We start from the raw sequence: 15194 nt of genomic DNA on the forward strand, positions 1-15194 counted from the left end.
GAAAAATCCCCAACGCTACAACTGAAAACGGTACCCGACTCCCCATACCGTTTCGATGTACTGCGGCTTGGATGGGTCGCTTTCGATTTTTTCGCGCAGCTTGCTGATATGCACGGTCACGGTTGCAATATCGCCAAGGGAATCCAGTCCCCATATTTTTTCAAACAGCTCGTTTTTGCTGAACACCCAGTTCGGATGCGTCGCCAAAAAAAGCAGCAGGTCATACTCCTTCGAGGTTAGCGGAACTTCCTCCCCATTGACGTACACTTTGCGCGCCAGCTTGTCGATCCGTATCCCGCGAATGCGCAGCTCGTCCTTCGGTACCCGCTGCGCCGATTCGGACACGAGGCGGTCGTAGCGGGCCAGGTGTGCTTTCACCCTTGCCACCAACTCTCCCAAGCTGAACGGCTTGCTGATATGGTCGTCCGCGCCCAGGCCCAGCCCGCGAATTTTGTCTACGTCTTCCTTTTTGGCAGAGACGAGCAGGATCGGGATGTTTTTCGCCGCGCGCACCTCGCGCAAGATGTCAAAGCCGTCCACGACAGGCAGCATCAGGTCGAGGATGATGAGGTCGTACTCCTCGGCCAGCGCCTTTTGCAAGCCAACCTCTCCGGAGTGCGCGACTTCTACCGCAAAACCGTTTGCTTCCAGATAATCTTTTTCCACCTCGGCGATTACCGTATCGTCTTCAATAATCAGGATGTGCTTCATCCGCTTCACCCCCTGTCCCTTTTTGCAGCGGCAAGGCAACATGAATGCTCGTCCCGCGGCCGACTTCGCTGTCCGCCCAGACCCGTCCGCCGTGCCCTTCCACCAGTTGCCGGACAATGGCAAGCCCTAGCCCGCTGCCGCCCGTAGCAGTATTTCTGGCACGGTCCGCCCGGTAAAAGCGGTCGAAGATGTATGGCATCGCTTCCCGGCTGATCCCCGTTCCGTTGTCGGCAACAGTCACAATCGCTTCGTCGGCTGTCGCTTGCAGTTGTATCGTGAGCCGCCTGTCTTCCTTTTCCATGTATTTCAGACTGTTGTCGACGAGGTTCATCAGCACCCGGTGCAGCTTTTCCCGATCCGCCATGACCATAAGCGGCGCGCCCTCTGTCCCGGCCACGCTGATATGTACCCCGGACAGCCGCGGCTCCAGGCGCAGCTCCTGCACGCAGTCTGCGACATAGGCGCGGATGTCGACCGGCTCCAGATGAAACGGCAGCTTGTTCAAGTCCAGCCGGGAAAACAGCAGCAGTTCGTCGATCAATCGATCCATCTGCTCGGATTTGCCCGCAATCATCTGCATGTATTTTTCGCGCTTGGCCTCTGTGTCGGCAATTCCGTCCAATACCGCTTCCACGCACGCCTTGATCCCCGTAATCGGCGTTTTCAAATCGTGCGAGATGCTGGAAATCAGCTCTTTGCGGTTTTCCTCATACTGCAACTGCAAACGGATCGAATCGTACAAGCGGACTCGCATCTCCTCGAAGGCTTCCCCCAGCTCGCCCAGTTCGTCTTTTCGCCCGAGCTGGACAGGACGCTCCAGATTGCCTTCCTTGATTTCGTGCGCCGCCTGCTTGAGCGCGTACAGCGGGCGGATGATACTGCGCGAAACGAAGTAGGTCAACACGCCGTTCGTCAGCCCGACAATGACGAGGAAGCTGATGAGCATCGCCAGGAAAAAATAAAGGCCTGACGTTAAAAAAGTTCTGTCTTCCGCAACAAAATAGAGCGTGCCCTGGCTGTTGTCCGCAAAGACAAACGACTGCGTCTCGACGACGTCCCTGCTGCTCCACGGCGGCCAACGGCGTGAACGTTCATCCGGCGCAGATGGTTGCATATACTTTGGCAAGTCCGCCCGATCAAGCGAAGCGGAGGCGAACTGTACCGCCCCGTCTTTGGCGACAATGATCGCGCCGCCAAGGCGGTGCAGTTCCTCGTCCGTCTCGGCCAGCACGTCCTGGTGCAAAAGCCGCTCCGGGGCGTAGCGCGCCAGGAAAGCGAGCCCGGCGAACAGCTCGTCCCGCCGTTCTTGCGTCTGCCGAAAAGCTGGCTTTCCCGCCTCTTTTCCTGCGCCATGCGAAAACGACTCCCCCAGTATCACAGAACCCAAAAATGAAGCAACCAGTCCGAAGCAGACGATGGGAACGACAATCATGGCGATATAGGATAGCAAAAGTCTCGTTTTGATCGACATGGCCGTCCCCCTCCCGCGTGTATGATTGCTGCCATTATACTACAGTTGTTTTCAAAAGACTTACTCTGCCTCGTGATGCCAACAGCCGCCTTTTTTCCATTCGTTTCTAAGCTCCTCACGGGTGATTTTCTCCACTTGTTTTCCCGTCAAGTCAATCTGCTCTGGCGCAGTCGCAGCCAGATCGGACAGGCGGATGTCCACAGACAGGCGCAGGGTATGCTCGATGCCCGCCGCGTCGGTGCCCACCAGCTCGACCTTGGCGGTTTGCTGTTCAATCTGGTTCTTTTCGTTGATAGTCGCGTTCAGCACGACTTGCGCAAGCTGCACGTCTTCTTGCAGAAGCGGCAGCTTCACGGCCGGCCCATGCTCGTGAGCCGCCGCTGCTTCCTGGCTGTGCTCGGCGATTTTGGAATAAACCATCGGCCCGATGAATTTGGCGAACATCGGCAGTTGTTCCTCAGAAAGCTGCAAGCTGACCTGTTTGCCCCCATTCGGAAGATTCTCGACAGTCATCTCTTTTCCAATCTCGCCAAACAGCATGTTGTGCATATGGCTCATCACAGCACTTGGTTCCCCATGATCGTCTCGCTGAGCCTTGCGTCCCCAGCCAATCGTCTCCATGACGCGATAAACGTCACTGTCCCCTTTTTTGAAAACGACCTGGTCCTGCTGGCGAAACACCTGAAAGCTGCCCTCGCCATTTGCATTGGAATAACTCCCGTTCACACTGGCCAGTTGCTGCTCATGATCGACTTTCGCCACACCGTCGACTGCAAACAGCTTGCTCCCGTTGTCCGTCAGCTCAAGCTGTGCATGCGCGGTCATGCTCCCGGCTTCTTTCGTCTGGCTCAAGGCCGATTTGTACAGGACAAAGCCCGTACTGTCCGCATTCGCAGACCCTCCGATTCCCCATGCCAACACTCCGGTCAGCCCAACTGCCAGTCCGACCGCCAGCCATTTTTTTCGCATTCCTCATCCCTCCTGTTTGGTTGAAAGCTGCTTACTTTCTCTACAAGCGATGATAAGGGCGAGGTCTAAACGCGCTCTAAACGAATTCTAAAAAAAGTATAAAAACATGCCCGTGCCTACAGCGCATTCGCTGCGCACAAATCTGTCAGACATGGTATATTGGTAAAAATAACTTTATCAGAATGGACGAAAAGCGAGGTTGAAAATGATGAAGAAGCAGGAAGGCTACATAGAGGTTCCCGGCGGCCGAGTGTGGTACACCCGCGTCGGCACAGGCGAACAGACGCCGCTGATCGTGCTGCACGGCGGCCCCGGCAATACGCACGCTCCACTCAAGTCAACCCTGCACGTATTGGGCGACGAGCGGCCCGTCATTTTTTACGACCAACTCGGCTCGGGCAACTCCGACAGGCCGACCGATGCGTCCTTGTGGAAAACGGAGCGGTTCGTGGAAGAACTGGCCTGCATCCGGCAAGCGCTCGGACTTTCGCAAACGCACATCCTTGGCCATTCGTGGGGAACGATGCTGGCGGCGGCGTACTTGCTTGACACCCGCCCTGCTGGCGTATCGAGCGTGATTTTTTCCAGTCCGTGCCTCAGCGCCCAGCGCTGGAAGGAAGACGCAGACCGCCTGATCGCCCGACTGCCAAAAGAGGTGCAGCAGACGATTGCCCGGCACGAAGAACGGGGAACGACCGATTCAGACGAGTATCAGGAGGCGATGAAGGAGTATTACGCCCGGTACGTGTGCCGCCTGGAGCCATTGCCGGAAGTGCTCGCCGAAAGCCGCCGGAAAGCGAACAAGGACGTGTACATGACGATGTGGGGGCCGTCCGAGTTTTGTCCGACAGGCAACCTGAAAACGTTCGACTACACGCCGAAGCTGCATCAGCTCGACATCCCTGCCCTGTTCCTCTGCGGCCGCCACGACGAGGCGACGCCTGAGGCAACGCGCTACTACCAGTCGCTCGTGCCGGGCGCCGAGTTTCACGTTCTGGAAAACAGCTCCCACATGGGCTATTTGGAGGAAACGGCCGAGTACGTGCAGACCGTCCGCGAATTTTTGCGGAGAGCGGACAAGCGGTGATTTTCCGGCTTTTGGCAGACGTCGATTGGCAAAACGGCGCTCCACTTCCCGATTAAAAAGTAAAAGACCCTCTGTTAGAGAGTCCTGCAAAATACCTCTGTTGAGGTTTGCGGATCGGGTAACGCACAGTATTTTTTTTTACAAAAAAGGACTTTAACGAAAAATGCAGTCCATTCTCCTTTAAGAGACGGGCTGCATTTTTTCTGCCAATTTTATCATCCGTTTTACATTTACGACGAAAGCCGTAAGTATTGCCTGTATTCGCATACGAAAGAGACCACGGTACTTGGCCTTGGTCATCCCATGATACCTTTTTAATTCAGCATTTTTGTGCTCAATAATCGGTCTGCGACAAATACGTTCTTTGAACGTATCGCTGTTTTCAAACTCGATTTGCGCCTTGTAGGGTTCCGCCACGATCCGGATGGAGTAGGTCTTGCTCTTTGCTCCTGGTTTGAAACAGCCTTCCCTAAGTGGGCATGTCTTACATTTCTCCGTATCGAAGTAAAAAACGAGAGAACGACTTTTGCCACTCTGCTTGCTTCCTTGGACAGCCTTTCGGATACTATGTTGTCCTGCCGGACAAATAACAAAGTCTGCATCCTTGTTGTACTCAAAGCCCTCTTGCTTCAGTCCCCCATTATGTACGACGGGGTTTAGCGGGACGACAGGTTTAATCCCCTTGGATTTCATCTCGGCCAAGTTATCTTTACCCGAATATGCGGTGTCAGCAATCACTTCTTGTACTTCTATTCCCACGTCAAGCGATTGGTTCAAAAGTTCTTTGAATTGTTTTCCGTCATCCGTACTTCCTCCGGTGACCTCCACAGCCGTAATGATTTCTTCATCCGTCATGGCAATATGCTCTTTGTAGCCAAAAAAGGATTTCGTATTGCTCTTCCATCCAAAGCGGGCATCTGGATCAATGGCCGACATAATGCCTTTATTGGCCAGCAGACGCTCATCTTCCACGATGGCCTTGGCGACCTTGATCTTCTCCGAGATGGAACCCTCATGATCGGGTAACAAAGTCTCGACTGTCTCTCCAAGTTCCGCCAAGTAGTGAAGCATGATCTTCTCGGCACCCTCTTGATCCTTCTTCAACTCCGGTAACCTCGGGAGTTTCTTTTCAAGTTTTGGATGCTTTTTCACCACAATACGGAATAAGCGCTTCGCCGCATCTCGCAGTACTTCAAGAGGCTTTTGTTTTGGCGAAGCTGCCAGTGTATAAGTGGAATCCACGATGATCGTCTTTGATTTCACAAGTCCTTTTTCGATGCACTGACGTACAACCGATTTGAGTACCTCGTCTACGGCTCCGGCTCCTAACCGATGATTACGAAAGCGGGATAACTGAGAGGGGTCAGGAAGGGTATCTTCTGGATTTAAACCTAAAAACCACTTATAAGCGAGGTTTACCTGCGTTTCCTGAATGATGCGTTCATCCGAAAGATTGTAGAGAACCTGTAAAAACAGCAAGCGAAACAGGAGCTCCGGCTCGTTAGCTGGTCTTCCGTAATGCTCACAATAAGAAGAACGAACCAATTCATGAATGAACGTGAAATCGACGATTTCATTGATTTTACATAATGGGTGATCCACGGGAATCAGTTTATATAATTCGGCATGGAAGGATGCCGTGATTTGTTTAGAGGGCTGTAGCAATGGTTCCAACTCTTTCGTTTTCTTTTTATTGTACATCAAAACCCGGTGTCGAAGCGGCACTGGGTTTCAGCCTGTTGAAAACCTACTGTTTCGGAGGAGAAGCATGTTTCCAGGCGGAGCGACTAGCGGAGTCCAGCCGAGCGGAACAGCGAAGCCCGGGGAGACAGAAGCGCAATCCATGAGTAACCTTCGGAGCTGCGCGCCGTTTTGCGCTTCCCCCGGGATCGCTGTGGAGCGGACAGTTTCACATCCTTGCAGGACGTAGACCGGAGCGCAGATCGGAAACATGCTTCTCCCCACTACAGCTACATTCTCGATAATTGAAACCCCAGTACCTAAGGGCACTAGGGTTACGGTTTACAGATATTAGGTGGACTTTTGCAGGGCTCTCTGTTAGGAGGGTCTTGTTCATTAATTCAGTCGGCGCAAGGGCCAATTAATTCGGTCGGCGCTAAGGCCAAATTAAGTGTTTGCTTACATCAGTTATTATATACAGTTTCATGTAAAATGTCCACCGTTTCACGTTACATGTGCGATATTTATTTGACTTTGGTTAAGGAAAGAATAGCCTTATCAATCAGATCCATTTGGTCATCGCGGAGCTTTAATTTATAGTATTGCTTTGTAGTTCGATCTTGATAACTGCTTAGTCTCTGTTTGCTGACGGATCGAATCTGATTTACCATGGCATAGCATGGTTTTTTATCTTTTGGTAAACCATCAATGCAGCCAATGGGAATAATCAAATTATCAGGATTTTTCCATTCCCCATCGTCCTCTTTTACGGATGATAACGGAACCACGATAGCTGTATGAGAAAACTCTTTGATGACTACGGCAAAATGGGGGCCATTGAATTCAGACCCTATATTCACACCAAAGTCAATCCAGTAAACGAATTTCCTTGGTCTTTGCACCTTTTCTTTTGTTACTCCAGAATGAAGAAGCTGGTTTTTAGTGGCCACTTCTGTAAACCACGCCTTCATCTTTAGAGCAAAACCATAATCATACGGTTCGGGCTTATCTAAAAAGTACAGCAGTCTCTCCTTGAGTCTTTCGTATAAATTTCCGATCTTTTCCAAAAATGCAGCTTGATCCAATTGTCATTCCCCCTTGCATCACTTAAATTTCTGAGTCAGATAACAAAGTATTTATGTAGATAATTTGCTTGTCTGTGTCGCGTAGTTTCAACGCGATATCCTGGCGACTCAAATCATGCAGCCAGAAATTCCTCAAATTCCACTCCCTGCATAACGTCAATCTCGCAAATTCCAGATTGTAGAACTTTTGCTTGCCGGTCGCGGACTCATCTATGGTAAGAATAACATGTCGATGATTCACCTAAAAAACGTCCTTTACTCCTATCTGTAAAAAAACGATACTCCCGCTGCAGGAAGTATCGTTTTTGCTTACAAGCCTTGATTTGCAGTGTATTGCCGCGATGTGACCACCACTCTCCGCCCTGCCCGGTCCAATACCTCTCCCCGCTGCGGGCGAAACGAGTTCAACCGCAGCTTGTCTCCATGCTCCAGCTCAGGCAGCAGGAAGGACGGATTCCAGTTGATGTACCAATCCAGCTTGTCGTTTTGCGTTTCTTTGACCAAAATTGCTTTGCCTGTAAAGGAAATCGGCTCGATAGACGTCTGCATGCTGAGCCGGTAGTGAAAGCTGATCTTCCCGTCTTCGTCCGGGACAACGTTTTCGGTGTACAGCGGTTCTACGGAGATATGCGTAGCCTCGATCCCTCTGTAGATGTTTTCATAGCGCGAGACAAACTCTTCCTTGCTCACCTTTGCTTTCGCATCCAGCGAGAGCTGCTCGTACATGTCGCTGAACTGTTGCTGCTTCCATTTCGTCGTGTAGGCCGTAAAAGCCGCCTTTGCCATTTCTCCCTCTTGCTTCGGCTTCTGCTGCCAATAGTCCCAGATGAGGAAGAAAAATCCCGACAAAATGACGAGAAAGACACTCCAGAAACAAAACCATGCCTTTTTCACCAGTTCCTCCCCTTCCTGTTCACACGATAAACCAGCGAAAACAGAGAATATATGGAAGAAAGCTGATGAAACGATGACATTTTGCTCATAAACAGATGATAACTGTCAGACAATTTTACAGCCTGATTAGTCAAAACAGCCGCTCTCATTTTCAGCCATCAAAAAAAAGGAAGACCGCTGGCTCGTCTCCCTTTTTACTCTTCCCACATATAGCCGAATCGGGGAATCGTCGTTACTTTTTGTCCGTACTTGCCCAGCCGCTTGCGCAAACGGTAGACAAGCGCATTGATTTCGGCGCGCCCGACATCCGGGACGCTGGTTTCGGTGTGAATCATTCGCTCAGGCCAGATCGCCACCATGATTTCCTCGTAGCTGACCGCCTGATTGGCCCGTTGATACAAAAGCGTTAGCAAATCCATATCTTTTCCCGTCAAAGGGATGCGCGCTCCATCGAGCCGGATTTCCCGGCGCTCCAGATTGATGACCAGGCCGGATGATGCGGCAGCCGGAGCGGTTGCGTGCAACAGTGGAAAAGAAAATTCCCTGGTGACATCCAGTTCGCTGCCTTCCGCAAAAAAGACCAGCTCGACGACTCCTTTGGCAAGACTGATTAGATCGCCGTGAAACAGCGGCTGCGGCGTCTGGCGAACCGGCGCCCCGTTCACCTCTGTTCCGTGCTTGCTCTCCAGGTCGGAGATCGTATATTGATTGCCGATTTTGCGGATCACAGCATGTCTTCTTGATACATAAGGGCTGGAAAAAGCGATGTCAGGCGCGAGTTGGCTCCCTCGCCGCCCAATCGTGTACTCGTCCCTGCGCAGGAACCGGCGTTTTTGCACAAGCTCCGGATCGCCTTTTTTGATAAGGACATAGACGCCGTCTTCCAACGTTCATCACCTCAAAAAAGAGTTGCAGCTATCCGTATTTAATTACATACGAAACGCCCGAAAAGTCAACTCTTTTTTCCCCTATCTCAGCCACCGAAAGCGGACTCATGAACAGCGCTTGAGTGCCGCCAGCTTTTTCGGCTCGATCGTCAGCAGGTGGCAAACTCCGTTCGGGATGAACAGCTTGTACGCCATTCCTTTTGGCACGACCAGAAGCTCTCCCGCCTCGATCCAAATATTCCGCTCATGGGACATCAAGAGCAGTCTTCCGTTGACGACCAGGATCATCTCGTCCTGCTGGTCGTTTTGTTGCCAGGGATACTCCCCCGAAAGCTGCTCCAGCCTGATTGCCGAATCGTTCAGCTCGCCCACGATCATTGAACTCCAGGACTCCTGTAACAGTGAAAACTGCTCCGCGATGTTTATTTTCTCCATGATGGTTCTCTCCCCTTTGTCCCCACGATAATACAAAAGGGAGGCGGGAAAAATAGCAGCAATCTGATAGACTAATGAAATTTGCAATCACAAAACGATGATAAGGTACAGAAAATTCAATCCTTCGGCAAAAACAGCTCTGGCACCGTGTACAGCGCGGGAGAGCCGCCTGTGTGCAGGAACAGCACGTGATCGTCCCGGCCAAAGCGCCCTTCGCGGACAAGTCCGATCAGGCCAGCCATCGCTTTGCCCGTGTAGACGGGGTCAAGCAATATCCCTTCTGTGCGGGCGACAAGCTTAACAGCCTCGACCATTTCCTCTGTCGGAATCGCGTAGCCCGGCCCGACAAACCTGTCCTCGCACTGCACCCACTCCGGCTGAATCGTACCTTCCAGCCCCACCCAAGCGGCTGTGCGCTGCAAAAGCTCCAGCACCTTCGCTTCCTGGGCGGCGCGGTCGCGGCTGACGTTGACGCCAATTACCTTCGTGCCAGACTGTCTTGCGGCGAACCCGGCAATCAGCCCTGCCTGCGTCCCGCCGCTGCCTGTCGCCGTCACGACGTAATCGTAAGGCGTGCATCTCTCCCACGCCTGCTGCTCGATTTCCTCCGCGCACGCCATGTAGCCGAGCGAGCCGACCTCGTTGGAGCCGCCGACCGGAATCAGGTACGGCTTTCTCCCCGCTTTTCGCAACCTTTCGGCGAGCACGTCCATCTCTGCCAGCAAGTCTTTGTCTGCCGAAACGACTTCGATTTTTTCAGCGCCCAGCAAATGGAACAGCAAGTGGTTCCCACTCGCCTGCGGATTGTAGTCGCCTGTTTCGGGCGCGGACAAAACAAGCTGGCAACGCAATCCCTCGCGCACCGCCGCGGCCAATGTCAGGCGGCAATGGTTCGATTGGACGGCTCCGCACGTAATCAGCGTGTCCGCACCTTGCCGGATCGCATCCGCGACCAAATATTCCAGCTTGCGCGTTTTGTTGCCGCCGGCGGTCAAACCGAGCAAATCGTCGCGCTTGATCGAAATCGTCGGTCCGCCCAGCTCCTTTGACAGTCTACTCAGATGCTCGATCGGCGTCGGCCCCGGCGTGTATATTTTGCGCTCATAGCGAATTGACTTCATGAAAACGGCTCCCTTCGGACTTGATTAGATAGGAATACGCTTTGGCTTTCGTCGATTCCTTCTTGATAGGCTGTGTGTTCTCTGTCCAGGGTAGCTTTCCGCTTTTGCACCGCTATATTTTTCATTGACGAGAGGATCTTCCCACGATTACCATAATTTAGTGTGCAATTCGCAAAGAAATGGAGGTATTTCATGAACACAAACCTGGAAATGCAAAAGCCGGAGCCAACAGGCTTGGGTGGATGGCTGATCCTGCCTGCTATCAGCATCATTTTTACTCCGATTGGGCAGCTTTTCTCTCTCGCTGACATTTTTGTCAACTACTCTGCCACGATTGAACTGTTGGGGCCGTATATGGAAACAAGCATGCTACTCACCGTTTATTATTACGGCAGTATTTTGTTTGAAATCGCGCTATTGTTCTATTCGATTTTCCTGCTGTTGGCATTTTTCCGCAAAAAGAAAAGCACTCCGGACATGTTCATCGGTCTGTTGCTTGTTATGCTCACCGTATCCATAGTGGACATGCTCGCCTGGTCTGACATCGCCAAGCTTTTCCCGAACGGAAGCGAAACCGGAGCCGTAGCCGATACAGGACGCAGTCTGATCCGCGCAGGTATCAGCGCCATGATCTGGATTCCGTATTTCCGCCTATCCAGGCGAGTCAAAAACACTTTCGTCCGCTAGACTCACCGAAAGATTGCCCTCTTTGCGACAGCGCCTGCCCGCGTGCGATGATCCGGAAGGAAAACGAGCACGCGAGCAGGCCGCTAGAGTCTGCAAGCAAGAAGAAATTTGGCGAGAAATACGGCGGGCTGTGGACAGCAGACAATCGGCACCAAGCCACCCAGGCGTTGCGTTCTTGCGCTTGCCTTGCTAATGGGCTGCCGAGAGCTTTTCCACCAGCCGATCAAGCAGTTCTTGCCCGTCGTTGCCCACGATATTTTTGCCGTTGTACAGCGCAAACGGCTTCTCCAGACATTGACCGCAATAGTTGACACACCGCTCGTCGATCAGCTCCACATCGGGAAATTTCCTGACCTCGTTTCTCACCCACTCCAGGCTGCCTTGAAGATTACATGGGCAAAATTTGATTGTATGCACCATCATCGCCTTCCTCCATCCATAAATGACATGCGATTCTAGCTGGATTTTACAGTCAATTCGGAATTAACAGCAAGAACACACATAAAATCGCAAACGCTTTAAAGCGGCGAGGAAGCCGAAAAGGCCGGGCAGGCTGCCAGAACAGTTTGGGCGTCTGGAACCGCTCGGCCTTTTTTGGTTATAGGCGTGTAGCCGCGGCTGTACAGCGCAAGCAGCCGCTTACGCCTGTTGCAGCAAAAACTGTTTGCCGTACTCGCCGTGATCGAGAATCATCGGGTGTTCGATCTGGATCGTCGAATGCTCGATGCCGTACTTCGTTTTCAGCAGATGATTGATGCCAAGAATCACACAATACGGCTGAATATTCTCGCGTACAAACACGTGTGCCGTCAACGAGTAGTGCTCCGTCGATACCGCCCACAGATGCAGCTCGTGCACGTCATAGACGCCTTCCACACTGGCGAGGTCTGCACGGATTTGGTCGAGGTCAAACTGCTCCGGCACGGATTCCATCAGGACGGCCAGCGATTCGCGGATGATTTTGACGCCGCCCATAAAGATGATTCCCCCGATCACCATGCTAATCAACGGGTCAAAGAGAGAGTAGCCTGTAAAGGAAATGAGCACCGCCGACACGATGACGCCAACAGAGCTGAGCAGGTCGCCGATAAAGTGCCAGAGGGCGCTTTTTACATTCAAATTGTCCTCTTCCTTGGTGCTTCTGGACAGCACGATTGTCAATACGATGTTCACGATCAGCCCGATGGAGGCGATTGTCAGCATCAACTGCAAGTCGACGTCTTGCGGATGAATCATCCGGTTCACCCCTTCAAACGCGATCCCAAGCGCAATGACCGCAAGCGCCAGACCGTTCAAAAACGAAGCGATGATTTCAAAGCGCAAAAAGCCAAACGTATACTTTTTCGTCGGCTTGCGCGTCGCCATGTAAATCGCGGCCATGCTCAGAGCGAGTGCAACGACATCCGAGATCATATGCGCCGAGTCGGACAAAAGAGCAAGCGAGTTGGACAACAGGCCGCCGACGATTTCCACGATGGTAAAGAACAAAGTCAGGATCAATGTAATCCACAGCGTTTTCTTTGATTTTTGCTGTTCCTTCACGTGATCGAGATGGTGATAATCAACATGTTGCATAAAGCCACCTCCAGTTTCAAAAGTAGAAAAATTATAATCTAATAATTAATTTAATTATAAGGTGCGTTTGCCGCTTATTCAAATGAATATTTTATGGATCATACTACTGATTTTCATTCCCAGCCTGGGTACCGCAGCCCTATCTTACAACCTTGTAATTTTATGTAAGGAAAATCGATTTCTTCTTTTGCCGTCTTTGGATACAATTCCCCCATTGAAGCGGAAAGGGGGACCGTTGTTCTTGGACGCCATGCAAATCAATGTTCATGCCTTCCGATTGATTAATGACCTGGGCAAAGAGTACCCGGCGCTCAATCCCGCGTTTTACGTCATCGCCGAATACACCGTATACGCCTTGGCCGTCTGTGTGCTTCTGTACTGGATGACACGCAGCTATCAAAATCGCGTGATGGTCGTTTGCGCCATGCTCACGTTTGCGCTTGCGGAAGGACTCGGAAAAATCGCAGGCACTCTGCACTACAACCAACAGCCGTTTGCCGAACTTGCCAATGTGAATCAGTTGGTGCAAAAAGCGGTGGACAATTCCTTCCCCAGCGACCATACGATTTTGTTTTTTTCCTTTTGCATGAGCTTCTGGCTTTTTAAAAGGAAAGCGGGCATTCTCTGGATGCTGCTGGCGGTCTGTGTCGGGCTCTCCCGGATCTGGGTAGGCGTACACTATCCGGCGGACGTCATCGCAGGTGCACTCATCAGCATTGGCTCGGCCGCGATTGTTTTTCTGGTTGTACCACGGCTTTCCGCCGTACACAGCTTGCTTTCCCTGTACGAAAAAGCAGAACGTGCTGTTTTGCCTGCCCGGCTGAGATCCAAAGACATTTGACAAAAGCGAGCCGAAAGCACTCTGTAGAGCAAAGTGCTTTCGGCTCGCTTTGTCTGTTTCTAACGAATTTTACGGAGAGTAATCAGGCCATAGACCAGTTGGAGCACAATACCGCCTACCACGACAGGCACAAACCACATGCCAAACCAGCTTCTCCATCCCATCGCTATGAAAATCGCTTCAAGCAAAAGCAACGCTCCCATCCCTGGCAACATGAGCAACTCCCATTTTGAGCCCCAGCGGTCTATTTCCCCCGCTCCATTAAAATGAGCAGGCACCTTGTCAGGAAGTTCTCCCCAAAGCAACAGCAACGAAACGACTCCCCCGATGTAAAAGACCGTTCCAAGGATGTCCCAGATCCATTCGCTTTTCGTTTTCGCGATTTTTATTTTCGGACGCCCCCGCCAGTCAGCCAAGCATATTCCTCCTTCTGAACGTCAACTCGGTTTGAGTTTTCAATCAACGTATTCCGAACCATTTGACTTCATAAAACAGTTGAAAAAGGGGGAGCTTTCAAGTCGCATCTATCTAAATCATAAACGGCTGGATTTCCAAAATCAACCAGACCTCCCCGTACACCTTCTGCTACGGTTAGATGCGGAAGGAGGTGATCTCTATGACCCAGCATCTGTACTTTCTCGTAAGTCTCAACGATGCACTGCGGCTCAGTCACGGGCTTACACAGCTTGGCATCACCCACTACTATTTGCAGCCTCGTGAGGGCCAGATCGCGTTTGTCTTTGAACGCGTATCTGACCAGAGCCGTACCATCCTGAAACGCTTCTTTGGTGCAGATGACGCGTCACCAGACAACTAGACTGACAGTAGACTGCTGCCCCGGTTCAAGGGCAGCAGTCCCAAACCTTTGCGAGCTCTTATCCGCAAAACGCGAAAAATTGCCCGTGCAAGACATAAGATCCCATCTTTTGTGGAATAGTGAGGGTGATATTGAACTGCTAAGGAGGCTCATGATGGGATCGTTTTACGAAAAGTATGGTGGAGAAGAAACCATATCCAAGGTCGTCGACTACTTTTATGAACTGGTTTTAGCGGATGATACCGTCAACCATTTTTTCAAGAATACGGATATGGAGAAACAGCGGAAACATCAAACCAAATTCATCAGCTATGCGCTTGGGGGCCCCAATCAGTACACCGGCCAGTCAATGGCTAAGGCTCACGAAGGGATGAATTTGCAGCCTGTTCATTTTGATGCCATCGTGAACCACCTCCGTGCCGCACTTACCCACTTTGGTGTAAGTCAAAGTGATATAGACGATGCATTAAGCAAAGTAGAAGCGCTGCGGGAGGACGTTTTGTATAAATAGGCCGGTTCATCCTCAGTTTCCCCCTGGTTCTGAAGAACAGAGGGGAATTTTTTTATTTCAACCGTGAACAACTGGCAAATAAGCAGCTACTTGCACATTTATCGTGGTAAAATATTACAAAAAGAGATAAATATGCGAGGGATTTTCATGTCAACGTTCCGTGATAAAAAATACTGGATTCTACTTGTTCCCTTTTTGACAACGGCTGTGCTGATGGCACTTTATTTACCGCCAAATGAAAAGCCGCTGACCGTGCTCGTCATCCTTCTTTTCTGGGCAACCTACTATCTTTGGGGTTATCTCGAAAAAAGAACAGGCAAGCGTGACAGCAAATAAGCTCGCAGTTCCTTTGGCGAAACTGCACTTCCGCCGTTGTTTTTCTTGCACCCGATTGCTTTTGCTGGATATGATTAAGAATAGAAG

18 protein-coding genes are annotated in these 15194 nt (G+C 51.3%); 6 read left to right on the forward strand and 12 right to left on the reverse strand.

What is annotated here, in order from left to right:
• Positions 1–15 precede the first annotated feature (15 nt).
• From AAFJ72_RS17230 to AAFJ72_RS17240, 3 genes are read right to left on the reverse strand one after another with little or no spacing between them, the layout of a single operon-like run.
• Positions 16–711, reverse strand: coding sequence for a response regulator transcription factor (locus tag AAFJ72_RS17230; RefSeq protein WP_432774919.1), 696 nt, complete (start codon positions 709–711; stop codon positions 16–18).
• A complete protein-coding gene (locus AAFJ72_RS17235) occupies positions 689–2182 on the reverse strand; it encodes a sensor histidine kinase (RefSeq protein ID WP_432774920.1) in 1494 nt (497 codons plus the stop codon). The genes AAFJ72_RS17230 and AAFJ72_RS17235 overlap by 23 nt, the downstream gene beginning before the upstream one ends.
• A 60-nt stretch (positions 2183–2242) precedes the next feature.
• On the reverse strand, positions 2243–3151 hold the full coding sequence (locus tag AAFJ72_RS17240; protein WP_432774921.1) for a hypothetical protein: 909 nt from the start codon (positions 3149–3151) through the stop codon (positions 2243–2245).
• Positions 3152–3359: 208 nt separating this feature from the next.
• Between AAFJ72_RS17240 and AAFJ72_RS17245 the strand changes: the two genes are divergently transcribed.
• On the forward strand, positions 3360–4238 hold the full coding sequence (locus AAFJ72_RS17245; RefSeq protein WP_432777214.1) for a proline iminopeptidase-family hydrolase: 879 nt from the start codon (positions 3360–3362) through the stop codon (positions 4236–4238).
• A gap of 180 nt (positions 4239–4418) precedes the next feature.
• Here AAFJ72_RS17245 and AAFJ72_RS17250 read toward each other — a convergent pair whose 3' ends face one another.
• The 6 genes from AAFJ72_RS17250 to AAFJ72_RS17275 form a co-directional block, all read right to left on the reverse strand.
• Complete coding sequence (locus AAFJ72_RS17250; protein WP_432777215.1) at positions 4419–5903, reverse strand: IS1182 family transposase; 1485 nt, start codon at positions 5901–5903, stop codon at positions 4419–4421.
• Positions 5904–6442: 539 nt separating this feature from the next.
• The gene (locus AAFJ72_RS17255; protein WP_432774923.1) at positions 6443–7003 is read right to left on the reverse strand and encodes a type II toxin-antitoxin system PemK/MazF family toxin; all 561 of its coding nucleotides are present in this window, start codon (positions 7001–7003) and stop codon (positions 6443–6445) included.
• A gap of 309 nt (positions 7004–7312) precedes the next feature.
• Positions 7313–7897 carry an NTF2-like N-terminal transpeptidase domain-containing protein gene (locus AAFJ72_RS17260; protein WP_432774925.1) on the reverse strand — a complete coding sequence of 195 codons (585 nt, stop codon included), beginning with the start codon at positions 7895–7897 and terminating at the stop codon, positions 7313–7315.
• A 194-nt stretch (positions 7898–8091) separates the two neighbouring features.
• Positions 8092–8784, reverse strand: a complete 693-nt coding sequence (locus AAFJ72_RS17265) for an FHA domain-containing protein (protein ID WP_432774926.1) — start codon at positions 8782–8784, stop codon at positions 8092–8094.
• Positions 8785–8889: 105 nt separating this feature from the next.
• Positions 8890–9219: a mannose-6-phosphate isomerase gene (locus AAFJ72_RS17270; protein WP_432774927.1), complete on the reverse strand. Its 330-nt coding sequence runs from the start codon at positions 9217–9219 to the stop codon at positions 8890–8892.
• A gap of 116 nt (positions 9220–9335) precedes the next feature.
• The gene (locus tag AAFJ72_RS17275) at positions 9336–10340 is read right to left on the reverse strand and encodes a D-cysteine desulfhydrase (protein WP_432774928.1); all 1005 of its coding nucleotides are present in this window, start codon (positions 10338–10340) and stop codon (positions 9336–9338) included.
• Positions 10341–10532: 192 nt separating this feature from the next.
• Here AAFJ72_RS17275 and AAFJ72_RS17280 point away from each other — a divergent pair, with 192 nt between their 5' ends.
• The gene (locus AAFJ72_RS17280; protein WP_432774929.1) at positions 10533–11027 is read left to right on the forward strand and encodes a DUF2569 domain-containing protein; all 495 of its coding nucleotides are present in this window, start codon (positions 10533–10535) and stop codon (positions 11025–11027) included.
• Positions 11028–11216: 189 nt separating this feature from the next.
• On the opposite strand, the gene AAFJ72_RS17285 is transcribed toward AAFJ72_RS17280, so the two are convergent.
• Both AAFJ72_RS17285 and AAFJ72_RS17290 read right to left on the reverse strand, forming a co-directional pair.
• Positions 11217–11450, reverse strand: a complete 234-nt coding sequence (locus tag AAFJ72_RS17285; protein ID WP_432774930.1) for a DUF1450 domain-containing protein — start codon at positions 11448–11450, stop codon at positions 11217–11219.
• Between the two features lie 216 nt (positions 11451–11666).
• Positions 11667–12602: a cation diffusion facilitator family transporter gene (locus AAFJ72_RS17290; RefSeq protein ID WP_432774931.1), complete on the reverse strand. Its 936-nt coding sequence runs from the start codon at positions 12600–12602 to the stop codon at positions 11667–11669.
• Positions 12603–12843: 241 nt separating this feature from the next.
• Here AAFJ72_RS17290 and AAFJ72_RS17295 point away from each other — a divergent pair, with 241 nt between their 5' ends.
• Positions 12844–13443: an undecaprenyl-diphosphatase gene (locus tag AAFJ72_RS17295; protein WP_432774932.1), complete on the forward strand. Its 600-nt coding sequence runs from the start codon at positions 12844–12846 to the stop codon at positions 13441–13443.
• A 59-nt stretch (positions 13444–13502) separates the two neighbouring features.
• On the opposite strand, the gene AAFJ72_RS17300 is transcribed toward AAFJ72_RS17295, so the two are convergent.
• Positions 13503–13859 (reverse strand): DUF1648 domain-containing protein, encoded by a 357-nt coding sequence (locus AAFJ72_RS17300; RefSeq protein ID WP_432774934.1) that lies wholly within the window; start codon positions 13857–13859, stop codon positions 13503–13505.
• A gap of 200 nt (positions 13860–14059) precedes the next feature.
• Here AAFJ72_RS17300 and AAFJ72_RS17305 point away from each other — a divergent pair, with 200 nt between their 5' ends.
• From AAFJ72_RS17305 to AAFJ72_RS17315, 3 genes are all read left to right on the forward strand, one after another.
• Positions 14060–14260, forward strand: a complete 201-nt coding sequence (locus AAFJ72_RS17305) for a hypothetical protein (RefSeq protein ID WP_432774935.1) — start codon at positions 14060–14062, stop codon at positions 14258–14260.
• Positions 14261–14414: 154 nt separating this feature from the next.
• Positions 14415–14771, forward strand: coding sequence for a group I truncated hemoglobin (locus tag AAFJ72_RS17310; RefSeq protein WP_432777216.1), 357 nt, complete (start codon positions 14415–14417; stop codon positions 14769–14771).
• 147 nt (positions 14772–14918) lie between these two features.
• The gene (locus tag AAFJ72_RS17315) at positions 14919–15107 is read left to right on the forward strand and encodes a hypothetical protein (RefSeq protein ID WP_432774936.1); all 189 of its coding nucleotides are present in this window, start codon (positions 14919–14921) and stop codon (positions 15105–15107) included.
• Positions 15108–15194: the final 87 nt, after the last annotated feature.

Origin of the sequence: Brevibacillus gelatini (assembly GCF_050920745.1) — a bacterium.
Classification (GTDB): domain Bacteria; phylum Bacillota; class Bacilli; order Brevibacillales; family Brevibacillaceae; genus Brevibacillus; species Brevibacillus gelatini.